At 71.8% G+C, this 23,122-nt stretch carries 21 protein-coding genes; 9 read left to right on the forward strand and 12 right to left on the reverse strand.

The features are described from left to right. Positions 1-166: 166 nt before the first annotated feature. Positions 167-1,552: a hypothetical protein gene (locus IF83_RS0100640; RefSeq protein ID WP_030541995.1), complete on the reverse strand. Its 1,386-nt coding sequence runs from the start codon at positions 1,550-1,552 to the stop codon at positions 167-169. A 518-nt stretch (positions 1,553-2,070) separates the two neighbouring features. Between IF83_RS0100640 and IF83_RS0100645 the strand changes: the two genes are divergently transcribed. After that, positions 2,071-2,910 carry an SMP-30/gluconolactonase/LRE family protein gene (locus IF83_RS0100645; protein WP_030541996.1) on the forward strand — a complete coding sequence of 280 codons (840 nt, stop codon included), beginning with the start codon at positions 2,071-2,073 and terminating at the stop codon, positions 2,908-2,910. A gap of 208 nt (positions 2,911-3,118) precedes the next feature. On the opposite strand, the gene IF83_RS0100650 is transcribed toward IF83_RS0100645, so the two are convergent. The 5 genes from IF83_RS0100650 to IF83_RS0100670 all read right to left on the reverse strand — a co-directional run bounded on the left by IF83_RS0100650 (position 3,119) and on the right by IF83_RS0100670 (position 6,257). Next, complete coding sequence (locus tag IF83_RS0100650) at positions 3,119-3,991, reverse strand: class I SAM-dependent methyltransferase (protein ID WP_030541997.1); 873 nt, start codon at positions 3,989-3,991, stop codon at positions 3,119-3,121. 199 nt (positions 3,992-4,190) lie between these two features. Further along, positions 4,191-4,733 (reverse strand): DinB family protein, encoded by a 543-nt coding sequence (locus IF83_RS0100655; RefSeq protein WP_030541998.1) that lies wholly within the window; start codon positions 4,731-4,733, stop codon positions 4,191-4,193. Between the two features lie 103 nt (positions 4,734-4,836). Then, positions 4,837-5,460, reverse strand: a complete 624-nt coding sequence (locus tag IF83_RS0100660; protein ID WP_030541999.1) for an HD domain-containing protein — start codon at positions 5,458-5,460, stop codon at positions 4,837-4,839. Next, entirely contained in the window at positions 5,457-5,738 is a 282-nt protein-coding gene (locus tag IF83_RS0100665; RefSeq protein ID WP_030542000.1) for a hypothetical protein, read from the reverse strand. The genes IF83_RS0100660 and IF83_RS0100665 overlap by 4 nt, the downstream gene beginning before the upstream one ends. A 135-nt stretch (positions 5,739-5,873) precedes the next feature. After that, a complete protein-coding gene (locus IF83_RS0100670) occupies positions 5,874-6,257 on the reverse strand; it encodes a winged helix-turn-helix transcriptional regulator (RefSeq protein WP_030542001.1) in 384 nt (127 codons plus the stop codon). Between the two features lie 101 nt (positions 6,258-6,358). Between IF83_RS0100670 and IF83_RS0100675 the strand changes: the two genes are divergently transcribed. After that, positions 6,359-6,760 carry a RidA family protein gene (locus IF83_RS0100675; protein WP_030542002.1) on the forward strand — a complete coding sequence of 134 codons (402 nt, stop codon included), beginning with the start codon at positions 6,359-6,361 and terminating at the stop codon, positions 6,758-6,760. A 117-nt stretch (positions 6,761-6,877) separates the two neighbouring features. On the opposite strand, the gene IF83_RS0100680 is transcribed toward IF83_RS0100675, so the two are convergent. After that, positions 6,878-7,516, reverse strand: a complete 639-nt coding sequence (locus IF83_RS0100680; protein WP_030542003.1) for a TetR/AcrR family transcriptional regulator — start codon at positions 7,514-7,516, stop codon at positions 6,878-6,880. A gap of 68 nt (positions 7,517-7,584) precedes the next feature. Here IF83_RS0100680 and IF83_RS0100685 point away from each other — a divergent pair, with 68 nt between their 5' ends. Further along, a complete protein-coding gene (locus IF83_RS0100685; RefSeq protein ID WP_030542004.1) occupies positions 7,585-9,189 on the forward strand; it encodes an FAD-binding oxidoreductase in 1,605 nt (534 codons plus the stop codon). A 67-nt stretch (positions 9,190-9,256) separates the two neighbouring features. Here the strand turns inward: IF83_RS0100685 and IF83_RS0100690 are convergent, their stop codons facing one another. Further along, on the reverse strand, positions 9,257-10,798 hold the full coding sequence (locus IF83_RS0100690) for a PE-PGRS family protein (RefSeq protein ID WP_244176739.1): 1,542 nt from the start codon (positions 10,796-10,798) through the stop codon (positions 9,257-9,259). 713 nt (positions 10,799-11,511) lie between these two features. On the opposite strand from IF83_RS0100690, the gene IF83_RS0100695 reads away from it, so the two are divergent. After that, positions 11,512-12,807, forward strand: a complete 1,296-nt coding sequence (locus tag IF83_RS0100695; RefSeq protein ID WP_030542006.1) for a serine hydrolase domain-containing protein — start codon at positions 11,512-11,514, stop codon at positions 12,805-12,807. A 54-nt stretch (positions 12,808-12,861) separates the two neighbouring features. On the opposite strand, the gene IF83_RS0100700 is transcribed toward IF83_RS0100695, so the two are convergent. Then, entirely contained in the window at positions 12,862-13,092 is a 231-nt protein-coding gene (locus IF83_RS0100700; protein WP_030542007.1) for a YcxB family protein, read from the reverse strand. Positions 13,093-13,428: 336 nt separating this feature from the next. On the opposite strand from IF83_RS0100700, the gene pnuC reads away from it, so the two are divergent. Beyond that, positions 13,429-14,151 (forward strand): nicotinamide riboside transporter PnuC, encoded by a 723-nt coding sequence (pnuC, locus tag IF83_RS0100710; RefSeq protein WP_078843039.1) that lies wholly within the window; start codon positions 13,429-13,431, stop codon positions 14,149-14,151. A 152-nt stretch (positions 14,152-14,303) separates the two neighbouring features. Next, positions 14,304-15,365, forward strand: a complete 1,062-nt coding sequence (locus IF83_RS0100715) for an AAA family ATPase (protein ID WP_030542009.1) — start codon at positions 14,304-14,306, stop codon at positions 15,363-15,365. Between the two features lie 79 nt (positions 15,366-15,444). On the opposite strand, the gene IF83_RS0100720 is transcribed toward IF83_RS0100715, so the two are convergent. The 3 genes from IF83_RS0100720 to IF83_RS0100730 are packed head-to-tail and all read right to left on the reverse strand — an operon-like array spanning position 15,445 to position 16,776. Continuing rightward, complete coding sequence (locus IF83_RS0100720; protein ID WP_030542010.1) at positions 15,445-16,044, reverse strand: 3'-5' exonuclease family protein; 600 nt, start codon at positions 16,042-16,044, stop codon at positions 15,445-15,447. 37 nt (positions 16,045-16,081) lie between these two features. Next, entirely contained in the window at positions 16,082-16,399 is a 318-nt protein-coding gene (locus IF83_RS0100725; protein ID WP_158710959.1) for a hypothetical protein, read from the reverse strand. A gap of 20 nt (positions 16,400-16,419) precedes the next feature. Continuing rightward, complete coding sequence (locus tag IF83_RS0100730) at positions 16,420-16,776, reverse strand: hypothetical protein (protein WP_158710960.1); 357 nt, start codon at positions 16,774-16,776, stop codon at positions 16,420-16,422. A gap of 433 nt (positions 16,777-17,209) precedes the next feature. Here IF83_RS0100730 and IF83_RS0100735 point away from each other — a divergent pair, with 433 nt between their 5' ends. From IF83_RS0100735 to IF83_RS0100745, 3 genes are all read left to right on the forward strand, one after another. Beyond that, entirely contained in the window at positions 17,210-17,845 is a 636-nt protein-coding gene (locus IF83_RS0100735) for a DUF4291 domain-containing protein (protein WP_037678114.1), read from the forward strand. Positions 17,846-18,198: 353 nt separating this feature from the next. Further along, entirely contained in the window at positions 18,199-21,972 is a 3,774-nt protein-coding gene (locus IF83_RS0100740) for a DUF4132 domain-containing protein (protein WP_030542014.1), read from the forward strand. Next, complete coding sequence (locus IF83_RS0100745; protein WP_030542015.1) at positions 21,969-23,120, forward strand: ATP-binding protein; 1,152 nt, start codon at positions 21,969-21,971, stop codon at positions 23,118-23,120. The genes IF83_RS0100740 and IF83_RS0100745 overlap by 4 nt, the downstream gene beginning before the upstream one ends. Positions 23,121-23,122 lie beyond the last annotated feature (2 nt).

Consider the following 23,122-nt stretch of genomic DNA (forward strand, 5'->3'; position numbering starts at 1 on the left):
GGGGGTGGCTCGCCCGGCGGGCGGGTCCGCCGGGCGAGGAGAGCGGACCGGTCGCGGTCGTCCGAGGCGCGCACGGGCGGGCCCGCAGCGGAACCGTCCGCTGCGGGCCCGCTCGTGCGTCAGTGGATCAGCTCATCAACCACTTTCTGTGTGGGGGTGATTCGGGTCAGTTCGGGGCGTGGATGCGGTCGCTGGAGTTGGCCGCGTAGTCGCGCGTGGCGCCCCGGAGGTACATCGTGTCGCCGCTGTTGCCCGAGAAGTACTGCTTGATCGAGCCGTCGAACGGCGAGGTGGAGACGTTGCGCCCGTACACGTCCGTGTAGACGGTGGTGGGGCCGCTGTTGCTGAGCCTCAGCGTGCCGGGCCGGAACTCGCGCAGCGTGCCCTTGAACGGGGAGTCCACGGAGTCCCACTGGACCCGCTGGCCGGTCTGCTGGGTGGTCCGGCGGACCTGGTCGCAGTACTGGCCGCGAATGTTCTCGTAGCAGAGGTCGACCTGGCGGGCGAGGTTGTTCGGCTTGCTCGAGTCGAAGTACCGGCTGGGGTTGAGGACGTAGAACAGCGGGCCGATGTTGAAGTTCACCCCGGCGCCCTGCACGGTCACGTCCGAGAACCAGAACTCGTGCAGGTCGTTGGTGTCGAACGGGATGTACGAGTTCGTGATGGGCTCGTAGTGCGTCTTGCCCTCGCGGATCGCCTGGACGCAGCCGGCGTCGGTGATGAGCCGGCCGAGCGACCGGGTGTCCGACGGCGAGTCACCCGGGACGGCCGGGCCGACGTTCTTGAAGCCCATGCCGAGGCCGGGGCCGGGGCAGTCCGTGGCGCCGAAGCCGCCCGGGCGGCCGAGCGGGATCAGTGCGGTGTACCGGGCCTCGAAGGTCTGCCCGTTGCGGGTGCACTTGTTGTTGTAGATCAGCTCGTGCGCGTTGTTGGCGAACGCGTCCGGCGAGTGGGTGCCCTGGTGGAATTTCAGCAGCACGTCGCAGTTCGCGATCGTGTTGCCCTGGGGCGGGAAGAAGCTCGTCCCGTTGTCGCCCTGGATCACGTTGATGTTGTTGACCGAGAGGACCTTGTGTCCGACGTGGTCCTCGTGGCGGTGGCTGTTCTCGGGCTTCGACTCGGCCAGCACCTCGCTGGTGTAGCCGAACGTCGGCCAGTCGACCGTGGAGAACAGCTCGGAACGGCGCGGGTCGTCACCGTGTTCGTGGCCGAACGTGCATCCGCCGGCATCCTTCGCGGGGTGCCAGGTCGGGTAGACCTTGCCGTCGGGCCCGTACGCCCAGTACCGCGCGTGGATCTCCTTGGAGCACTCACCGCTGCGCGGCGCGTACCCCTTGTCGTTGTCCTCGACGATGAGGTCGTAGGCGCGGCTGGTGGGTGCGTCGGCGGGCGGGAGTTCCTTGCCCCAGGAGGGGTTGTCCGCGGCTCGCAGGGTGTCCGACGGGCGGGTGTCGGCGGCCTGCGCGGTGAGGGTGGAGGCCGCAAGGCTCGCGACGGCCGCGAGGGTCGCGGCCGCCCATAATCCGGGCCGCCGGTGCCTTTGGAAGTACATGTGGGGGGTCCTTCCAGAGAGGGAGCGCGCGCAAAGGACAGCCATGGCCCTGGCCGTGCGGCACGGCCGAACGGCATGGCTTGTGCTGTCGGTTGATGCACGCCGGAATACGTGGGGTGGAAGACGTGCAGGGCCGCGATGTCGCCGAAGTGCCCCCAGGCTTCGATCGGGCCCGAATACGTTGGTCTATATACACCCCTGAAAGTTTTGGCGGCAACCCTTCTCTGTTCTGCAGCTGACCAAAAATGAACAACCGGACGGGCCGTCCCGACGGCTGCTTTTCCCATGGCTTCGACGGGTGCCCGGTGGGGGCCCGTGGGGGCGGCACCGAGAGCGGTCGCGCCGCCCGGTCCGGTATCTCGAACATGGCGGAAAGCGTTTGCCCCTGGGTGCCCCGCGGCGTACCGCTGTTCGGACGTCCATCTGTGAACGGAACACCGCCGCGGGCCCCGATGAGTTTCCGTGCCAGGGCAGGTCTCCCGTACGAGTCCCCCCTGCGAAGCGAGAGGAGAAGTGTGATGAGCGCACCCGAGGTCCTGATGGAGGGCATCGTGTTCGGTGAGTCGCCGCGCTGGCACGACGAGCGGCTCTGGTTCTCCGACTGGGGCGCGCACCAGGTGATCGCGCTTGACGTCCACGGATGCCATGAGGTGGTGGTGACCGTCCCGTCGTTCCCGATGTGCATCGACTTCCTTCCCGACGGACGGCTGCTCGTCGTGGACTCGGCGCAGCGGCGGCTGCTGCGTCGTGAACCCGACGGATCACTCGTCCGGCATGCCGATCTCTCCCGGGTCTCGGAGAAGCCGTGGAACGACATCGTGGTCGACGACCGGGGCAACGCCTACGTCAACACCATCGGTTTCGACTTTCCCGGCGGTGAGTTCGCGCCGGGCTCGATCGTGCTCGTCGCGCCGGAGGGCACCGTCCACCGGGTTGCCGACGGCCTGGCGTTCCCCAACGGCATGGCGATCAGCCCGGACGGCGCCACGCTGATCGTTGCCGAGTCCTACGCGAACCGGCTCACCGCCTACGACATCGGCAGCGACGGCCACCTCGGCAACCGGCGCGTGTGGGCGGAGACACCCGGCGACCACCCCGACGGGATCTGCATGGACGCCGAAGGCGCCGTCTGGTACGCCGACGTCGGCAATCAGCATTGCGTCCGTGTGTGCGAGGGCGGTGAGGTGCTCGCCGCGGTCGATCTGGACCGCGGAGCGTTCGCCTGCGCGCTCAGCCGCGGGGACGACCCCCGCCTGTTCGTCGTCGGCCAGACCTGGGGCGGCCCCGCCGAGTCGCGGCAACCCAGCGGACGGGTCGTGGCGTTCCCCGCGCCGGCCCCGGGCGCCGGAAAACCATGACCCGGCGGGACTCGACTCGGTGAGGCCTGACCCGGCCAGGCTTGATGTCTCCCCGACTGGTCGTCGTCGCAACGACATCACACACCGCCCCGACCCGGCATCCGCGCAGTCGCCCGCGCGTTGCCGAGCACGGCGGCCCCGCCTGACGTGATACCCCCTCGTTCGCGACCGGTGACAGCGTTCTCAACCGGCACCCCCGTGTTCGGGGTCAGGTGCGGCGGGCGGCCCAGACGGTGCGTTCGGTGCGGACCGTCAGGTCGTCGCGGCGCAGGATGCTGTGCGGGCTGCCGGTGTCGAGGAGCCGGTCGAGCGCGGTGAGGTCCTCGGGGGAGAGCCTTTCGGCGGTGGCGCTGCGGATGCGCTGCAGGATGCCGAGGGCGTAGCGGCCGATCGCCTCGCTGCGGGAGCCTTCGATGTTCACGGCGATGGCACGTTCGTCCTCGACGGTGAAGCCGGCGGCGGCCAGCATCGGGCCCCAGTCGGCGCCGCGGTGGGGCATGTGTGCGGCTTGGATGCGGTCGGCCTCGGCGTGGACGCGCTCTTCCAGGCCGGGCCGGTCCTCGGGGGCGTTCTCGGGCAGGAAGCGGGGGTGGCCGGCCAGTTCGACGACGGCGAACAGGCCGCCGGGCGCGAGCGCGTCGTGGACGGTGCGCAGCGCGCGGTCGGGGCGGGCCATGTGGTGCATCGAGGCCGACGCCCATACGAGGTCCGGTGAGCCGAGGTCGGGCCAGGCGGCTTCGTCGAGGTCGGCCTGCACGGTGTGCACGCGCTCCTGGACGCCGCGGGCGCACGCCTTGGTGCGCAGACGCTGAAGGTGTTCGGCGGACGCGTCGACGGCGGTGACGTGCGCGTCGGGGAAGCGGTCGAGGAGGGCGAAGGTGCCCGCGCCCGTGCCGCAGCCCAGATCCACGATGCGGTGTGGGCCGGTACGCAGGGGCAGCCATGCGGTGATGGAGGCCGTGTGCTCGGCGAGGACCTCGGCGTCCAGGTCGAGGATCTCCGCCAGGTCGTCGGTTCCGTGTTCGTGGTGATGACCGTGCGAAGCGCCGTGATGGGAGGTGTGCGTGGGTGATGGGTTCATGCTTCTCACACTAGGGACGGCTATGCGCCTCCGGCACGAAATCTTTCCCTCTACGCAAGACGATGGCCAGGGATGCTGCCTGCCGCGCAAGAGGCCCCGGTTGCGGAGTCCTTCGCGCGGCCGGCGCGCCATGTTGGCGGCGTAGCTTCTCGAAGCTCGATCGCCGGTTACCGGAAGGTCGTATCCGGCCCGGTACGACTCAGTCCTGCCGGCGGTAGAGGTCGCGCAGCAGGGAGATCTCGGCGCCGTGATGGATCAGCTCCCTGTTGACGTGCAGGACCCTGTTCTCCATGGGAAACCGCTCGGGACCCATCGCGGGCGGATTGTCCAGGTCGGCGTCCGAGAGTTCGCGGACCCCCGCGTTCCACCTCGCATACATCTCATCGAGCTGTTTCAGCGCCTCGTCAGCGGTCCCCGCGTAGGCGAACGCCTCGGCGTCGAAGTCCTGGCCGTCGAAGTACCATTCGACCCGATAGGCCAGGCACGAGACGATGATGTGCGCCAGCCGCCAGGCAATCGTGGTCACCGGCGCCGGCTCCGGGGCAGGGGACGCGAAGTCCATCGTCCACTCCCTTGAACCCGCCGACATCGGTGCGGCCGACGTGCCACGTGGGCGGAGGCTCCAGCAGCCGCGCACCGGCTCCCAGAAGTACTCCTCATCGGTAAGACCCTCCAGCCGTGGCCGCAGGTTCTTGCGCCAGTACCAGTCCAACTGCTCCGCGAGTCGCGCACTTCTTGTCATCCCCGCACGCTACCTACAACGGAGAAGTTGGACCGCAGCACGAGGTCTGCCAGTCCGTCACGCCTTGGTGGCGCACGACCGGCGGCCGCTCCGGCGGCGGGCGTCAGACCGTCGTCGCGGGCGCCCCGTCCTCCAGGTGGCGGTGGAACTCCCGCCACTCCTCGAAGGCCGTCTCGAACCACGGGACGCCCGCGGCGAGGGGTACCAGGTGGCGGCACGTCTCGCGGTAGTAGGAATGCCGCTTCTCGGGCCGCGGGTGCGTGTCGAGCCGCTGCACGTTGCTGAACCGGTCCGCCAGCTTGAGCAGCAGGACCTCCGGCGGGGCGGAACGCAGGCTCAGAAGGTAGCGGTCACGCACCTCCGCCGGATCCTCGTGGGCCTCGGGGTGCGGCTTCGTCACCCAGCTCACCATCTCCTCGACCCTGGGGCCGAATTGCTCGCCGACCTCCCCGGCTGTGCGGTCGGTGTCCTCCACGACGTCGTGGAGTACGGCCGCGACCAGCAGGTCCTCGTCGCGGACACCCGCGCCCGAGACGAGGATCTCCACCGCCTCCAGGAGGTGCTCCACGTACGGCTCACCGGCGGGCCTCTTCTGGTCCCCGTGGGCCTCTTCGGCGAATGCGACGGCCTCCCCCAGGCGCTGCGCCGAAACCTCCGGGGCGAGCACCGCCAACTGCCGGCGGGCGGTGTCCCAGTCGTGCCACGCGCCGAACACCCGATGGGTCATGACGACTCCTGATCCTCAGCTTCCAGCTGCCTCTTGTATTCCGGCCAGCGGGGCAGGGTCGACGGCAACTCGCCGGCCTTCGCCCTGCGGGTCTCGACCTCTCCGACGATGCGCCGACGCTGGATCTCGGTGAGGGCTTCATTTCTGATCGACTTCATCTCCGCAGGGGATTCGCACTCCCTCTCGTCGATGACGAAAGCCGCGAGCATGAATCCGTCCTCACTCTTTCTGCGGTACGTCGAGATCATGACGAACTTCGGTCCGGTCTCATCGGTCACGGGTACCTCCTGCGAGTCTCTTCCTGATCTCGGACCTGTACTCGCCGGGCCGGCGAATCGGCCACCGGACGGCCGGTCGGTGTCGGTCAGGCGGTGAGTCGGATCCGGCGGAGAAGCCACCGCACATCCTCACCGTCAGGCGTCGAAACGGCCGCGTGCGCTCTCGATGTGACCGAGGTGCTGGTGGGTCCAGCCGCATATGGCGTCGACCGCGGTGCGCAGGGCCCGGCCCGGCTCGGTGAGGGTGTACTCGACTCGCGGCGGCACGGTGGGGTGCACCTTCCGGTCGAGCAGGCCATTGCGCTCCAGCATGCGCAGGTTCTGGGTGAGCATCTTGTGGCTGATGCCGTCGACCTCGTTCCGCAGCTCGCTGAAGCGCAGGGTGCGCTCACCGAGTGCCTCGATGATCAGGAGCGCCCATTTGTTGGCGACGTCCGAGAAGATCTCCCGCGCCAGGGAGTCCGCGCGCCGCAGGTCGGCGTCCTCGGGCAGGCCCTTGAGCAGTTGCTTGGTCACCATGAGGTTCCTCAGTCACCGAAAAGTGCGTTCTTCCAGGTCAACCGTCACTCTCCTACAGTTTCCGAGTAACTACAAGAGAGCAGAACGGAAGGGCGAACACCGTGGCCACCCTTGATGTCTTCACCTACAACGTGCCGGCCGAGAGCGACTTCGGCTACTCACAGGCGATCAGGTCCGGCAAGCTGATCCACGTCTCCGGACAGCTCTCGTTCGACGAGGCGGGCGAGTTCCTCCACGCGGGCGACTTCGCCGCCCAGCTCAAGCAGACCCAGGCCAACATGGACAAGGTCCTGAAGCACTACGGCGCCACCCGGAACCAGATCGTCTCGCAGACCCTGTACGTGGTGAACCTGCGGCAGAATGCGGCGGCGACGGCGGAGGGCAACCTGGAGTACTTCGGCGGCCATCGCCCGGCCAGCACGGTCCTGGGCGTCACCGAACTGACCTTGCCCGGCCAGGTCGTTGAGATCAGCTGCGTCATCGACATGAAACTGCCCGCCTGAGGTCTCCTCCTCGCACGTCCCACAGCCCTCTGGGGGCTCCGTGCGTGGAACGGGCACAGTGACCGTTCCACGCACGCTTCCCTGATCGCCGGCAAGGGTGCGGGGCCGTCGTCCGCCTCACGGGTTGTCGTCGTCGGCGGCGAGGATGGTCCGGCCGGCCCAGAAGAGGCGTGCGCAGCGCCGGGTCATGGCGTCGGGTGTCTGGTCGGGGTGGTTGATCCACCAGCGGACCAGGGCCGTGCACAGGCCACGCCACGCGTACGTGAGAGCGTCGGCGTCGAGTGGGTCGCCGGCTCCGGCGGTGTGCAGGAGGTCGGCGCTGCCGGTCGCGGCGAGGTCGTCGATGGCGTTGCGGTAGTGGGCCGCGCGGTGGGCGGCTTCACTGCCGGGCGGAAGCGTGGGGTCGTAGAGGACGAACCATGCCTCGCGCCGGCCGTCGAGTGCGGTGAACAGGGCGTGCAGCACGCGCAGGGGTGTGGGCGCTGCGTCGGTGGCGTGGTCGGCCATGGCGGTGCGGATGGCGGCCAGCAGTTCCTCGCCGACGGGGTCGAGGCAGGCGAGGTAGAGCTCCTGCTTGCTGCCGAAGTAGTGGTGCAGGAGTGGTTTGGTGACGCCGACGCGGGTGGCGATGGCGGCCACGGTGGTGGCCTCGTAGCCGTGGCGGCCGAACTCCTGGGTTGCCGCGGCCAGGACCTGTTGTTCGCGTGCGGCCCTCGGTACGCCCTTGGTGCCGGCCTTGGAGGGGGGCGTTGTCATGGGCCCAGATCTTACCTTAGGGTAATTTACCAACGGGTAAATTCCTTGAACCCTGCTGGAGCGCCCCCATGCCCGCTGCCGCGCCCGACCCCCGTACCTCCCGCGCCCGCTCCTGGTGGGGCTGGGGCTACGCCGACGCCCACCCCGACGACGCCGAATGCGCCGCGCTCGGCGCCCTGTTGCCGGGCACCCCGGCCCGCCCGCTCCCGGTACCCCGCATCGCCGACCTGCCCATCGGCCGTCCCGCAGCGACGCCCCCGACCTCCCTGGCACACCTGGTCACCGACGACCCGCGGGCGCGCGCCGCCCATGCCATGGGCAAGGCGTACCGCGACGTCATACGGGCCCTGCGCGGCCGGCCCGGCCGGATCCCCGACCTCGTCGCCCACCCGGCCGGCGACCAGGACGTGGCCGACCTGCTGGACTGGGCCGGCGAGCACGGCGTGGCCGTCGTCCCCTTCGGCGGCGGCTCCTCGGTGGTCGGCGGCGTGGAGTACCGCGGCGACGCCCACCACGCGGTGCTCTCGCTCGACCTGACCGGAATGGACCGCGTCCTGGAGATCGACACCACCAGCCGCTCGGCGCGCATCCAGGCCGGAGCCCTCGGCCCCGTACTGGAAGACCAGTTGCGGCCCCACGGACTGACCCTGCGCCACTTCCCGCAGAGCTTCGAGTTCTCCACCCTCGGCGGCTGGCTCGCCACCCGGGCCGGCGGCCACTACGCCACCGGCCGCACCCACATCGACGACTTCGTCCAGTCCCTGCGCGTGATCACACCCGCCGGCGCCAACGCCTCCTGGCGGCTGCCCGCGTCCGGCGCTGGACCGTCACCCGACCGGTTCTTCCTCGGCTCCGAGGGCACGCTCGGCGTCATCACCGAGGCATGGATGCGCCTGCAGGAGCGCCCCCGCCACAAAGCCTCCGCGTCGGTGGCCTTCGCCGGCTTCCACCACGCGCTGGACGCCGTACGGGCCATCGCCCAGTCCGACTTCGCCCCGGCCAACTGCCGCCTGCTCGACCCCGGCGAGGCGTTGCTGTCCGGCGCCTCCCACGACGGCTCCACCGTCCTGGTCCTCGGCTTCGAGTCCGCCACCACCCCCGTCGACGACCGCCTCACGGCCGCCGTGGAGCTGGCCCGCGCCCACGGCGGCCGCGGCGGGACACCTGCGGCGGACCGCGACGCCCCGGCCGACGTCGCCGTGAGGGCTTGGCGCTCGGCGTTCCTGCGCATGCCCTACCTGCGCGACGGTCTGGCCCGCATGGGCGCCGTCGTCGAGACCTTCGAGACCGCCGCCACCTGGGACAAGATCCCCGGCCTGATCGACGCCGTCCGCACCGAGGTCGGCGCCGCCGCCTCGAAGGCCACCGGGCACCCGGCGACCGTCAACTGCCGCCTCACCCACGTCTACCCCGACGGCGCCGCCCCCTACTTCACCGTGGCCGTCGCCGGCCGGCCCGGTGACGAGGCCGAGGTCTGGGACGACATCAAAGCCGTCGCGACCGACGTCCTGCACCGCCACCGCGCCACCATCACCCACCACCACGCCGTCGGCCGCGACCACCGCACCGGCTACGACCTCCAGCGCCCGGAACCCTTCGCGCTGGCCCTGCGCGCGGCCAAGAACGCCCTGGACCCCCACCGCATCCTCAACCCCGGTGTCCTGATCGGCTGACACGGCAGCGGCGATCCCGCGAGGGTGGCGAGAACTGCCGCGACGCTTCACCGCGCCGCCCCTGCGACTACCGCTGCGAGCGCGGGCCGACGAGTTTCCGGTAGAGCTCCTCAGCCTGCGGCGCGCCCTGTTCCTCGGCCTGTGCCAGGTCTGCGACCCACTCCTCCTTGATCGCGTTCAGGAAGGTGAGCCAGCTTCCGCTGTCGTGACGGCTGCCCACCTCCTGCAGGTCCACCAGACGCTGGTTCTGACCGAGGCTGCCTTCCCCGATCTTGTCGCCCTTGTGGCCGTGGAGGACGCTCTCGGGGTTGGCCGTGGCCTCACTGGAGCGGAAGTCGTGTGTGTAGCCCACCGGGCTGGCGGCGCCCGGGCCGATGGTTTCGATGCCGACCATCAGGGCGCCGTCCTTCTTCCTGGTCGGTTCGTGGAAGACCAGCAGCATGTGTCCGTGCGACCCGTTCGGCAGGATCACGTCGCCGTTCCAGTCCTTGGCGCCGAGGCCCCCGCCGGAGATGTCGTGCCCCAGCAGGGCCGGACGGTCCGGGCCGAGGCCGCGGACCGGCGGCGCGAGCGCGTTCGTCAGGCTGGCGGGGATCTCGCCCTTCTCCTTGAACTTCCCCCGCTTGTCCGCGGTGTTCGGCTCGATGGAGACGCGGTGGGTCGCGAACCCCCGGCGTTCCACGTGCTCTCCGAGCTCGCTTTCCCCGGGCTTCCCCTCCTTCGGCCGGGTGACGCCCAGGAAGTCCGTCAACGCGGTCGGTGACTCGCCCTCGCCCAGGGCCGGGATGCGGATGGTGACCCGGCCGCCGTGCGCCAGCGCACGGATGACGTCCTTCCCGTGGTCGGCCACGTGGGCCTTGCGTCCGGCGTCGTAGAGCTGCAGCCCGTGCCGCAGAACGAGGAGGACGTTCGTGAGCAGTTCGCGGGCGCTTGCGTCCTTCCTCCGGTGCGCCTCGGTGACGTTCTCGTCCGCCCGGGGGTGCATCCGCTCGGCGGGGATGCCCGCCGGATACAGGGTGGCAATGGCCGTCTGGCGGATCTGCTCGTCCCGCTCCTCCCCCAGGACCCGTTTGTCCTCCGGTGAGACGCCGGGCGCCTGGGTGGTCATGAACCGGCCCAGCGTGTAGTCCGGAGAGGTCGGGGGTGCCTCGCCGACCGCGCGCACGTCCGGGTGGTTCGTTCTGAGGGCGATGGTCGCCGTCAGCACGCGCTTGCCCGCGGGAAGCTTCAGCCAGTCCTTGAACTGGCCGCGCGTGTACTCCTCGGCCTCCTCATGGGTGCCGATGCCCACCTCGCGAAGCCACTCGGGGTTGACGGCGGAGAGGTGCCGGATGTCCGCCATTTCCTGGTCGTTGAAGGGCTCACCACGCAGCACCCGCCGGTCGAGGGTCTTCCTCAGCCGGGCCGGCCCCTCGGCCATCCAGTGCTCGGGCCACCAGGTGCCGGGGGCGAAGATGTTGGTCTTCATCTTCTGCTGCACCGTGTGCCGCTCGATCGACCGGCTCAGCCGGGCGATCACCGCCGCACCCCTGTCGTCGTCCCGGCCCGCCTCCTCCGCGGGGGCGGACTGCTCCCCCGGCCCGGCGGCGGCCTGCCCCGTACGCTGCACCGGGGCCGGGACCCGGCCCCCGCCGGCGGCCTCGGCTCCGGCGCGCTGTACCGCCGGTGCCCCGGCACCACCCGACGCCACGCGCTGCAGATGGTGGATCCACGCACCCGTCACGGTGGCGGGCGGCCGGCCGCTCCGTGGCGGTGCCGCCGTCTCTCCACCGGCTCGGCGGCCTTCCCTCTCGCGGGAGTGCATGAGCGTTCTCCTCGATGACGGTGTTCCAGCCGTATCAGTCGTACGCCTCGCCGCCTGGCGAAGGAACGGCCGCGAGGGCACAGTTCGGTGCCCGAAGCTCCTGGCCCGGGGGTGATCGCCGGGCCGGCGGTTTCCGTGCCACCCCGCCCTCGTCTTCGGCTTCGGCTTCGGCTTCGGCTTCGGCTTCGTCCGAGGGTTCCCGCGGTCTCAGGAGACGTACGACGGCTGCGTTCCCCGCCGTGTGCTGCAACAGGTCCAGACGCGTGACGACGTTGCTCTCGGGAGCGGACCGCGCGATGCTCCCGCCCGTCCCCGAGCCGGTGCCGGCGTCCGGCGGCGCAGCGGCCGTCGAGCACCCGCCGTCGGCGCCTTCTCCTCCCGGCCCGTCGGCCGGCTGCTCTGCGGACATCCCCCCACCTTGCACCCCGCCGCCGGTCATTCGCGAGAAGGATGTGGGGCCGCACCCACGCCCATGAGGATGACTCCAACACCAGTTCGACACCTGGAAGGGACAAGCCTTGCGCATCACCCGACTCGTCGGAATCATCCTCGGCGCCACGCTGTTAACAGCCACCGCGGTGCCGGCGGCAGCGGCCGAGACCGCCTCGCCGACGGCCGAGTCCTTGGACCGTGGCGCTCTGCGCACCACGCTGGCCGCCGTCCACGAAGCCGGCATGTACGGCAGCTACTCGTCCGTTCGCGAGAGGGCTGAGCGGTGGACCGGCGCGGCCGGGCTCGCCGACGTGGACACCGGGCGTCCCGTCCGGCCCGGCATGCGACACCGCGTGGGCAGCATCACCAAGACGTTCACCGCTGTCGCGGTACTCCAGCAGGTGGAACGCGGCCGGATCCGGCTCGACGCGCCCGTCGCCGACTACCTCCCGGACCTGATCCCCGGGGGACGGGGCCGCGACGTGACCGTGCGGATGCTCCTCAACCACACCAGCGGCATCGGCGACTACGTCCTGGGCGCCTTCCCTTCCCTCGCCGAGAACTCCGCCGCCAGCCTTGACGAAGGACGCTTCCGTTCCATCCGGCCGGAAGAACTGGTGCGGCTCGGTCTGGCGGCCCCCGCCACGGGACGGCCCGGCGAACAGCCGGGGTCGTACTCCAACACCAACTACGTGATCGCCGGCCTGCTCCTGGAGAAGGTCACCGGCCGGGACGCGGGGACGTACATCACCCGCCACGTCATCGACCGGGCCGGGCTGCGCGCCACCTCCTACCCCCGCACCCCGTACATCAAGGGCCCGCACTCCCGGATGTACGAGTCGTTCCACGGCCTGATCGACCCACCGCGCGACTACAGCGTCTACGACATGTCCTGGGCGTCCACCGCGGGCTCGCTCATCTCGACGACCGACGACCTGAACCGCTTCTACCGCGCCCTGCTGACCGGCAGGCTGATCGGACCCGCCGCCCTGGACGAGATGCTGCGCACGGTCCCCGTCGCGGCCGGCCCCGCCCACATCGACTACGGCCTCGGCATCTACGTGCTCGACCTGCCCGGCTGCGGCCGCTTCTGGGGCCACGACGGAGCGGTCTTCGGTGCCGGCACGATCGCCCTGTCCAGCCGCGACGGCAAGCGCCAGTTCGCCCTGGGCCTGAACCTCATGAAGTACCAGCGCCTCAACGAGGACGGGACCGCCCTGGAACCGAGCCCGATCGACGACGCCGTCAACGAACACCTCGTCCAGGCCCTCTGCCGGACCCCGGAGTCCCGTGAAGCGGCGACCGCGGACGCCCGGCACCTGCTCCCCCGGGGACTGCCCGGCACGGACCTCTCCTCCGGTGAGTGGGCCACCCGCCGCTGAGCCCGGGCCCGTCCGCGCCGCACGCATGGGCACAGCCCTTCCGGACGGGCAGGGCTATGCCTTCCGGTCGGCGCGGACGGCGTTGCGGTCGAAGATCTCCCGCAGCCGGTCCACGTCACCGGGCCCGCCGGCCCCGCGCTTGGGGAGCAGCGCGACCCCCACCGCGCTCTTGTCCCGGCTCAGCGCCACGAAGAGGTTCGCCGTCTCCACATACCGGGGGTAGAGCTCCCAGCCCAGCCGCGATTCCCCGTTCGTCACGGCGACGCGCACGCCGTCGTCGCTCACCGTGGCTGCCGGGCTCGCAGAGCTTCCCCGAAGTCCTTGGCGGCGGGGGCGAAGACCAGTTCCACCGACTGCGCCACGTCCTGCTTCTCGGTCACGGACCCTCCCGATCGGATGTTCTGCCGGATCCTGGGCCCTCGCCCGCCGCGGCCCGCACCCGGCTCCGGCCTGGTCCGGCCCCGTCCGGTCCGCACCAGGAGGGGCGGGACCGCCCTGCAGGTACGCGGCCGCCGCCGGCTGGAGCTCCCGCCCGCCGGCGGCGGTGAAGGGTGCGCAATCCCCTTGTCCCGGCGGCCGGGTTCCGATTATCGTCATTCTGACACTTAAGGAGGTCGCCGCGTGGACATCGCGGACCTGCTCGCTCCCCTCCAGCAGCCTCTCTTCACCGCACTGGAGACCCCCGTCAGCTGGGTGGAGGTGCTGGGCTTCGGCAGCGGGGCGCTGTGCGTCTGGCTCGTGGCCCGTCAGCACATCGCCAACTGGCCGATCGGCATCGCCAACAACCTGTTCTTCATCCTCTTGTTCACAGGCGCGGGGCTGTACGCGGACGCCGGGCTGCAAATCGTCTACATCGCGCTGGCGGTGTACGGCTGGCGGGCCTGGGTGACCGGCGGCCCGGAGCAGGCCTCGGGACGCCTGCCGGTGAGCCGTACGGGGATCCGTACCTGGTGGGTCCTGGGGTCCGCCGCGCTCACCGGCACCGTGCTGCTGACCCTGCTGCTGGACCGGGCCACCGACTCCACCGTGCCGTTCTGGGACGCGCTGACCACCGCCCTGTCGCTGGCCGCTACCTACGGGCAGTGCCGGAAGAAGGTCGAGTCCTGGTATCTGTGGATCGCCGCCGACATCGTCTACGTCCCCCTCTATGCCTACAAGGGGCTGTACCTCACCGCGCTGCTCTACCTGGGCTTCATGGCCCTGTGCGTGCTGGGGCTGCGCAACTGGCGGCGTGAACTGAACGCGTCCGAGGTCGCGTTGGGGCCGGCGGGACCAGTGGGGCCTGCGGGTCCGAAGGGCCCGACGGGTCCGACGAGTCCGGGGCCGGTGGAGGCCGCGGCGTGAGCACATACCAGGGCACGGACCAGGGCACGGGCGAAGACACATGCGGAGGTGCGACCGGAGGGGACGCCTCCCCGATCCGCACGGCCGACGGCACGGAGAGCCGTACGGGTGTCCGTACGGGCGGCCGCGAACCCCGGTACGGGCACGGGCTCGTGCTCGGCAAGTTCTATCCGCCGCACGCCGGCCACCACCATCTGGTGCGCAGCGCCGCCGCGCGCTGCCACCGGCTCACCGTGCTGGTCTGCGCCTCCTCCGTGGAGTCGGTCCCGCTCGCGGAGCGGGTGGCATGGATGCGCGCGGTGCACCCGGAGCAGCACATCGAGGTGGTCGGCGCCGTGGACGACGTGCCCGTCGACTACTCCGACCCCGCCGTCTGGGACGCGCACATGGCGGTCTTCCGGGCCGCCGTCCCGGACCGCGTCGACGCCGTCTTCACCTCGGAGGCGTACGGGGCCGAACTCGGCCGCCGCTTCGGGGCGGTGGCGGTGACCGTGGACGCCGACCGCACCGCGCACCCGGTCTCCGGTACGGCTGTCCGTGCGGACCCGGCCGGCTGCTGGCCCCACCTGGCCGCCCCGGTGCGCGCGGCGCTGGCCCGCCGGGTGGTCGTGGTGGGCGCGGAGTCCACGGGCACCACCACCACGGCCCGCGCCCTGGCCGGGCACTACCGGGCCCGTGGCGGGGTCTGGGCGGAGACCCGGTGGGTGCCGGAGTACGGGCGCCGGTTCAGTGCCGAGAAGATCGCGCGGCTGCGTGCGGCGAGGCCGGACGCGGACTTCGGCGAAGTGACCTGGGAATCGGCCGAGTTCGAACTGATCGCCGAACGGCAGTCGGCGGAGGAGGACGCTGCGGCGGGCGCCGGCTCCCCCGTCCTCTTCTGCGACACCGACGCCTTGGCCACCACCATCTGGCACGAGCGCTATCTGGGCGGCCGCAGCCCGGCGGTCGAGGCCGTCGCGGCCCGGGGCCGTCGGCATCTGTGGCTGCTCACCGACCACACGGGCGTCCCCTTCGAGGACGACGGGCTGCGCGACGGCGAACACCTGCGCGCCTGGATGACCGGCCGGTTCCGTACCGAACTCACCCGGCGCGGCCTGCCCCACCTGCTGCTCACCGGCCCGCCCGAGGAACGGCTGCGCACGGCCGTGGCGGCGGTCGACGAACTGCTGGCGTGCGGCTGGCACTTCACGGACCCGCTGCCGGAACGGGGGTGAACGGCGAGCCGCGTCACCTCCTCCGCGGAGACGTGGGCGCTGGGGCGGGCGCCGACGCCTGACACGCCCCCGGCCCGTCTCACCGCCCTTCGGCCCCTCCGTCCCAGCGCATAAGGTTCTGGTACAGCTCCCCCTGTTCGATGGCGTCGTCCAGCGCGTTGTGCGTATGGGGGCGCGAGGACAGCAGGTGGGACGGCATGGAGCGCTTCGTGGACTCGCTGACCGGGGTGCCCGCCTTGGCGGCGTAGAGCGTCTTGATGTCCACGCAGCGGGAGTGCCCGAACGGCGATCCGCCGGTGGCGAAGCGCATGAAGTACCAGTACATCCACATCCAGTCGTATCCCAGCGGATACGCGATGAACACCGGTGTGGCCTCCAGCTCGCGGGACACCGAGGCGAGCCACGCCGCCGCCCCGTTCATGGCCCGCTCGGGGTCCTGCCCCTCGCGGGCCAGACGGTCGCGGTCCAGGCCGCCGACCGCCAGCGCCTGCGGATCGTAGGTGTCGCTGATCGGCTTCAGCTCGGCGTAGAACGTGCGCTCCGCCGGATCGAGCGGCTTGAACGCCGTCCCGTCGTGGACACCGGCCACCGCGAGGCCGAAGCTCGACATGGAGAACGGGCCGGGCACCGGGCCGTCCGCCTCCACATCGGCTGATACGTAGAACTCAGCTTTCGCCATATCTTGTCCGTCCTGTTGCGTTCATCCGTGCCACTCCTCAGTCCGTGCCGGGCGGTGGCGGCAACTGCGCCGTCACGGTCAGTCCGGCGTGGGCGGCAGCGTCCAGAATGGCCCCCCGCAGTTCCTCGATCCGCTCCGAGGGCAGCGGGTCGCCGTCCTGACAGGTGAGATCGACAAGCCAGTCGTCGTCGTCATAGCGCCACAGCTTCAGCCGCACCCGGCCACCCTGTTCTTTGGAGCGCAACTCCCGGACACCGAGTTCCTGGTCCCAGTCGTCGCTGACGCGGCCGCGGGGCCTGAGCCCCACCCGCTCCCGGAACTCCTTGAGCCCCCCTCGGGCGAACTCGCCCCTCATCCGGACACTCAACTGGTGCCTCACTTCTCAGCGCCTCCCGGGCGGTTGATGATCCAATCACTGTCGCGGAAATGCGTCGAGATACCCGTGTGGCTTCTGTCCGGCGGGCCGTCCGAGGTGAACAGCGCCGGGGCGACCTCCCGGCCGAGTTTCTCCTCCCGGCCGCTCCTCCACTCCTCCAGCGCGGGGAACGACTCCTCCACCAGTTCCTTGACCACGAAGTTGTCCTTGGGGTGGATCACCCGCGCGGGCCGGTCGGACTCGGGCCGGTCACCCATCCACTCCTGGAGCCCGGCGAGCGCCTCGGGCGGCCGGCCGGCCAGGTCCTCCTCCCGCCCCGCCCCTTCCGGTGTTCCGGGCCGGCATGGAGACGCCATAGCCCGAACTCGCCCCCCGGCAGCATCGGTTCGCCGTCAGAAGCCGATCATGAATTGCTTGAGGCTACTACGCCGAAGCCCCGGTGACGACGCCGTACCCTGCTGCTCGGCGTCCTCGACGGCCTCCCCGGCACGGACACCGCGCCAGGCCGGCCCCGGCCACGGGGCCACTGCTGCGTCCAGCTGAGCCGGAGGCGGAGGAGCGCGGCGGGAGCCCGGGCAGCGGCACTCGGCCTCGAGGATGCCCGGGTCCCTGCGGACCGCACCGCTCCCGTACTCGTCCGTCGATTCCCGTCGGCGGACGAGGCACCGACCGGGACCGGACGGGCACCGTCCGCGAGTGTCCGCCGCGGGTATCGTCCGCCGGTGTCGTCCTGCGGCGGACGCATAATCAGTGGCCGCGACGCGGCGGGCGGCGGCACTCTTGCCGTCCATGGACCGACCCGAAAGACCCCTCCACGAGATCCGCGCCCTCCACACGGCGACGACCGTGACCGTCTATCAGGCCTACGACCCGCGCATCGGCCTGCCCGCGGCCCGCGAGGGGCGCTTCCCCGCGGCCTGGAAGCGGGACCGGATGACGTGGATCAAGCCGTCGTTCCTGTGGATGATGTACCGCTCCGGCTGGGGCACCAAGGAGGGGCAGCGGACCGTACTCGCCGTCGAGATCAGCCGCGAGGGCTTCGAGTGGGCCCTGCGCCACTCCTGCCTCTCCCACTACAAGCCCGGCGTCCACCCGGACCGCGACTCCTGGCGGCGCGAACTGCGCCGCGCGCCGGCGCGGGTGCAGTGGGATCCCGAACGGGATCTGCGGCTGCGGCCGTTGACGTACCGCTCACTGCAACTCGGCCTCGCGGGCGAGGCCACGCGCCGGTACGCGGACGCGTGGACGGTGTCCATCACCGACGTCACCCCGCTCGCCCGGCGCATCCACGGCCTGGTGCGGGAGGGCGGTCTGGCCGCCGCCGCGCGGGAACTCCCCGCGGAGACCGTGTACGACGCCGGCGACGAGCTCCTCGCCCCTCTGCGCCCCGGGCCGGCGCGTGCGGTGGCGCCGGAGACGACCTGAACCGAGGCTGTGGGGCGGCCGTTCTGGGCGTCACCAACCCTTGTAGCCGCGGTGATCGGGTTATCCAGGCTTCCCGTTCTCCTGTGACGGCGGAGCACGGCGTGGCGGCACAGGGTGCGCGGAGATCGCGCCTGTACCCGGCCGCTCCGGCACTCTCTCCGGGCCGGTCGGCGACCGTTCACGGCTCCCCGGGTGTCACTGTCAGTGCCCGGTCCTAGGGTGATGCCCATTGATCGCCCGGGTCACCGAGCACGGGCGGAATCCACGCGTGTGCCCGCAGGGGTGACGTGTGCGCTGTTGCAGGTCGGAGCGGGGTCGGAGCAGGTCCGGCCGGGCCAAGGGGAGGGGCGCAAGTGCGGCGCTGGGAGTTCGAGGACGGCAAGGCGGCCAAGTTCTGGGAGGCCGGTTCGGCCGGGGCGGTGGTCACCGTCCGGTACGGGCGGATCGGTTCGCGGGGCCGTACACAGGAGAAGGACTGCGGCTCCGCCGAGGCGGCCGAGGCATATCTCGGCAAGGTGATCGCGGAGAAGGAGCGCAAGGGGTACGTGGCCGTGGAGACCCCGGGCGGTCCCGGCGCCCCAACTTCCGGCGCGGCGGAGAGCAGCGCCGGACCGGCCGGTACGGCGAGTGCGCCCGCCTCCGCCGCACCGTCTGCTCCGGAGGCCCCGGACGAGGACACCTTTGTCCTGCCCGCCGCCTGGCGGCGCCAGTTGCGGCCGCGCCGCGGCGGGCTGCGGCGGTCCGTGGCCCCGCCCGCGAAGGACGCGGTGGAGCAGTGGCACAACCGGCTCCGCACCGGCACGGCGGCGATCGAGAGGACACTCGGGGGCGGCAGCCGCGACGAGCGGATGGCGGCGGCCGCACGAGCCCACCTCGCGGGCGAGGCCGATCCCCTCGGTGCCGCGGTGCTCGCGGCGATCACCGAGAGCTGGCAGCAGCGGTACGAAACCGTGGTGGACGCCTGGGTGTCGCTGCACGGCCTGCCGTTCGCGGCGCGCGCCGTCATGGAGCTGTTCGACGTGGAAGTCAGGACTCGCTACAACCAGCAGCACGTCCGGACCGCGGTCTCCCTCGGGCCGCTTCCCGAGGGCGCGCACCAGTACCTGAGCCATATGCGCCGGCAGGCCGCCGACCGGCTCCGGGCGCTGCTCACGGTCGCCGGCGAGGAGGCCCACCGCGAGGCCGTCGCCGCCGTCGCCGGGCACCGCGGGCAAGCGGGCGGGACGCGGCGGCGGATCGTCGCCGCCTACCTGGTGCCGGGCGAGACCCGCTGGGTGGACGAGTGCTGCGACGATCCGGGACCGAGCGGGACGGAGGACCACGTGATCCGTTCCCTGCTCTTCGAGGCGCTGTACGCGCCGGAGCAGCTTCACCGGCTGGCGGCCGGACCGGGCCCCAACCCGGTCAACGGCGGCCTCGCCACCGTCGCCACCATCGCCGAGGGCACCGGCATGGGCGTGGCGGTCCTCATCGACGCCTATCTGGCGAACAGTTATGTCTCGGCGGACTCCGCGAAGGCGATGGCCGGCGCGCTCGCCGAACTCCCGACCGACGCGGCGTTCGGGATGCTGCTGAGCCGCGTCGAGGACAAGCACGTCCGGCCGGCACTGATGGAGGCCACGCGGCGGTATCCGCTGCGGGCCGCGCGGCTGCTGGCGGAGGCGGCCGCGGGATCCGCGCGGGGAGCCGGCCCGGCCCGCCAGATCCTGGCCGCGCACGTGGCCGCGCACCGGGAGCTGCTGGAATCGCGGCTGGACGGCTTCCCCCCGCCGGTGGCGGAGATGGTGACGGCACTGCTGGACCCGGCGGACCGGGTGGCGGACGCCCCCGCCGAGGCGCTGCCCGCGCTGCTGGTTAGCCCGCCGTGGACCCGCAAGCGCGCGGTGAAGAAGCCGAGGACCGTCACCGGTCTGTCGGCGGACGCGCCGGCGCGGACGGCATGGCTGCCGGGCGAGCGGGAGGAGTGGGCGGCGACCGAGTCCTGGAGCCGGGAGTGGTACCGGCGATACCGGCTGGAGAAGGACGTTGCCGAACTCCGCAGCGGCGACGGGAAGTTCCGCGGCCTCACCATCAGCTTGTTCGCCGAGGGCCCCGAGGAACTGGTCCGCCCCCTTCTGGCCGACTGGGACCCGGACACCATCTGGGACGCCGACCAGGCGATGAGGCCGGTCGCGGCCCGCTTCGGTACCGAGGCGCTGCCGGCCCTGCGCCGGGTCGCCGCCCGGCACCCGGCCACGGTCGGCGCCATCCTGCTGCCGTACGTGGACGTGGAGGTCGCCCGGCTGATGGCCGACTGGGCCGTGCGGCTGAAGTCGGCGGCCGGCACGGCCCGTTCGTGGTTCGCCCGGCACGGCGGCGCACCGGCGGCCCTGCTCGTCCCGGACGCGGTGGGCGCCGCGGGTCCCGCCCGGCGCGCGGCCGGGCAGGCCCTGCGGATCATCGCCGCCCGGCACGGCGCCGACGTGGTGCGCGAGGCCGCCGCCGGCTACGGGGACGAGGCCGCGGCGGCGGTCGAGGAGCTCCTGTCGGCCGACCCGCTGGAGAACGCCCTGCCCGCGCGGATGCCCCAGGTCGGCGCCTGGGCCGAGCCCGGACTGCTGCCGCAGGTGCTGCTCCGCGGCGGCGGCGAAGCGCTGCCGTCCGCGTCCGTCGGGCACCTCCTCACCATGCTGGCGATCTCCAAGCCCGGCCAGGTCTATCCGGGCGTCGACGTCGTCCGGGAGGCCTGCGACCGCGGATCGCTCGCCCGCTTCGGCTGGGCGCTGTTCGAGCAGTGGCGGCTGGCGGGGATGCCGGCGAAGGACAGCTGGGCACTGCACGCGCTGGGGCCGCTGGGCGACGACGACACGGTGCGCGCGCTCGCCCCGGTTCTGCGGGCCTGGCCGGGCCAGGGCGCCCACCACCGCGCCGTGGAAGGGCTGGACGTGCTCGCCGCCATCGGCAGCGATGTGGCGCTGATGCATCTGCACGGCATCTCGCAGCGCGTGAAGTTCAAGGCGCTGAAGGTCCGGGCCACGGAGAAGATCGCCGAAGTGGCGGCCGGGCTCGGGCTCTCCGGCGAGCAGCTCGCCGACCGGCTGGTGCCGGACTTCGGCCTCGACGCGAATGGTTCGACGGTCGTGGACTACGGCTCGCGCCGCTTCACCGTCGGCTTCGACGAGCAACTGCGGCCGTACGTCCTCGACGAGGACGGCAAGCGGCGCAAGGATCTCCCGAAGCCGGGCGCGCGGGACGACGCGGAGCTGGCGCCGGCGGAGCGGAAGCGGTTCCTGGCGTTGAAGAAGGACGTGCGCACGGTCGCCTCCGACCAGGTGCGCCGGTTCGAGAGCGCCATGGTGGAGGGGCGGGCGTGGACCGCCGCCGAGTTCCGCGAGCTGTTCGTGACCCATCCGCTGCTGGGGCACCTGGTGCGGCGGCTGGTGTGGCTGTGCGAGACGGGCGCCGGCGCGGAGGCCGGCAAGGCCGGGGCACAGGCCGCTCGGGGCGGGGCGGAAGCAGCCACCGGGGCCTCCGATGCCGGTGCCTCCGGTGCGGGATCCGGTGACGGAGTGCCGGAGAACCGGGCCGTGACGGCGTTCCGGGTCGCGGAGGACCGTACGTTCGCCGACGTGGAGGACGAGGAGTTCACACTTCCCGAGGACGCCACCGTGCGGCTGGCACACCCGCTGCACCTCGGCTCCGAACTCCCCCTGTGGGCGGGGCTGTTCGCGGACTACGAGATCCTGCAGCCCTTCCCCCAGCTCGGCCGCCCCGTGCACCGGCTGACCGAGGAGGAGGCGGCCGGCGGCCGGCTCCCCCGCTTCGAGGGCATCACCGTGGACACCCGCAAGCTGCTCGGTCTGGAGCGGCGCGGCTGGCGGCGCGGCGAGCCGCAGGACGCGGGAGTCGAGTGCTGGATCACCCGGCAGGTCGCCGAGAAGCGCTGGGTGATCCTCAACCCGAGCGACGGCATAGCGGTCGGCGCCATCGACATCTTCCCCGAGCAGAAGGTGGAGGCGGTGTGGCTGCACAACCGGCCCGGTGACTGGTCCCCGCCGCACCAGGGCGTCGAACTGCCCTTCGCGGACATCGATCCCGTGATCCTCTCCGAGGTGATCGCCGACCTGACGGAGCTGACCGCCGCATGAGTACGTACGACACGTTGGAGACGACCGCCGGCGCGAGCGCGCCGGAGAACGGCCGGTCCGGGGACGGGGAGGCGTGGCAGCGGCCCCCGGCCGAGGTCCGGTACGCCGGAGAGCTGGACGCCCTGCGCGCCGCCGACGACGCGCCGCGCCCACCGGGCTGGCGGCTCAGCCTGCGCGCCGCGCGCCGCTTCATCGTCGGGGACGAGGAGGCCGGCGTCGCGCGGAAGTTCGTCGGCAACCCGTCCCTGGTCGAACGGGCCCTGGTGACCCTGGCGACCAGCCGCGGCCTGATGCTGGTCGGCGAGCCGGGCACGGCCAAGTCGCTGCTGTCGGAGCTGATCGCGGCAGCCGTCAGCGGTACGTCCACCCTGACCGTGCAGGGCGGCGCGGCCACCACCGAGGACCAGATCAAGTACGGCTGGAACTACGCCCTGCTGGTGTCCGAGGGCCCGTCGAAACGCTCCCTGGTCCCGGCGCCGATGCTGCGCGGCATGGCGGAGGGCCGGATCGTGCGGTTCGAGGAGATCACCCGCTGCCCGCTGGAGGTGCAGGACTCGCTGCTGTCGCTGCTCTCCGAACGGGTCGTGGCCATACCGGAGCTGGACGGCCCGGACGGCATGGTCTTCGCCCGGCAGGGGTTCAACGTCATCGCCACCGCCAACACCCGCGACCGCGGGGTGAACGAGATGAGCGCCGCCCTCAAGCGCCGCTTCACCTTCGAGACGGTGTTCCCGATCCCGGACCTCGACACCGAACTGGAGCTGGTGGAGGCCGAGACCACCGCCCTGCTGCGCCGCTCCGGCGTCACGGCTCCCCCGGAGCGGGATGTGCTGGAGGTCCTGGTGACCACCTTCCGCGAGCTGCGGTCCGGGGCGGGCGGCGAGGGCGCGCGGGTGGACCGGCCGGACGCCGTGATGAGCACCGCCGAGGCGGTCGCGGTGGCCCATGCGGTCGGCATCCGCGGGTGGTTCCTGCGCGGGGAACCGGGCGGCGCGGCGGACGTGGTGTCGTGCCTCGCCGGCACGGCCGCCAAGGACAGCCCGGAGGACCTGGCCCGGCTGCGCCGCTATCTGGAGCAGCGGGTGAAGGGCCGGTCCGGGGCGCGGTGGAAGGCGCTGTATCAGGCGCGCCATCTGCTGGACGGCTGACG

It is taken from the genome of Streptomyces albus subsp. albus (genome assembly GCF_000719865.1).
Classification (GTDB): Bacteria; Actinomycetota; Actinomycetes; order Streptomycetales; family Streptomycetaceae; genus Streptomyces; species Streptomyces albus_E.

Excerpts from the sequence above, each read along its gene's own strand:
- IF83_RS0100640 (WP_030541995.1), bottom strand. The coding sequence starts at position 1,552 with ATGTACTTCCAAAGGCACCGGCGGCCCGGATTATGGGCGGCCGCGACC.
- IF83_RS0100645 (WP_030541996.1), top strand. The coding sequence starts at position 2,071 with ATGAGCGCACCCGAGGTCCTGATGGAGGGCATCGTGTTCGGTGAGTCG.
- IF83_RS0100650 (WP_030541997.1), bottom strand. The coding sequence starts at position 3,991 with ATGAACCCATCACCCACGCACACCTCCCATCACGGCGCTTCGCACGGT.
- IF83_RS0100655 (WP_030541998.1), bottom strand. The coding sequence starts at position 4,733 with ATGACAAGAAGTGCGCGACTCGCGGAGCAGTTGGACTGGTACTGGCGC.
- IF83_RS0100660 (WP_030541999.1), bottom strand. The coding sequence starts at position 5,460 with ATGACCCATCGGGTGTTCGGCGCGTGGCACGACTGGGACACCGCCCGC.
- IF83_RS0100670 (WP_030542001.1), bottom strand. The coding sequence starts at position 6,257 with ATGGTGACCAAGCAACTGCTCAAGGGCCTGCCCGAGGACGCCGACCTG.
- IF83_RS0100680 (WP_030542003.1), bottom strand. The coding sequence starts at position 7,516 with ATGACAACGCCCCCCTCCAAGGCCGGCACCAAGGGCGTACCGAGGGCC.
- IF83_RS0100685 (WP_030542004.1), top strand. The coding sequence starts at position 7,585 with ATGCCCGCTGCCGCGCCCGACCCCCGTACCTCCCGCGCCCGCTCCTGG.
- IF83_RS0100720 (WP_030542010.1), bottom strand. The coding sequence starts at position 16,044 with ATGGCGAAAGCTGAGTTCTACGTATCAGCCGATGTGGAGGCGGACGGC.
- IF83_RS0100725 (WP_158710959.1), bottom strand. The coding sequence starts at position 16,399 with ATGAGGGGCGAGTTCGCCCGAGGGGGGCTCAAGGAGTTCCGGGAGCGG.
- IF83_RS0100730 (WP_158710960.1), bottom strand. The coding sequence starts at position 16,776 with ATGGCGTCTCCATGCCGGCCCGGAACACCGGAAGGGGCGGGGCGGGAG.
- IF83_RS0100735 (WP_037678114.1), top strand. The coding sequence starts at position 17,210 with ATGGACCGACCCGAAAGACCCCTCCACGAGATCCGCGCCCTCCACACG.
- IF83_RS0100745 (WP_030542015.1), top strand. The coding sequence starts at position 21,969 with ATGAGTACGTACGACACGTTGGAGACGACCGCCGGCGCGAGCGCGCCG.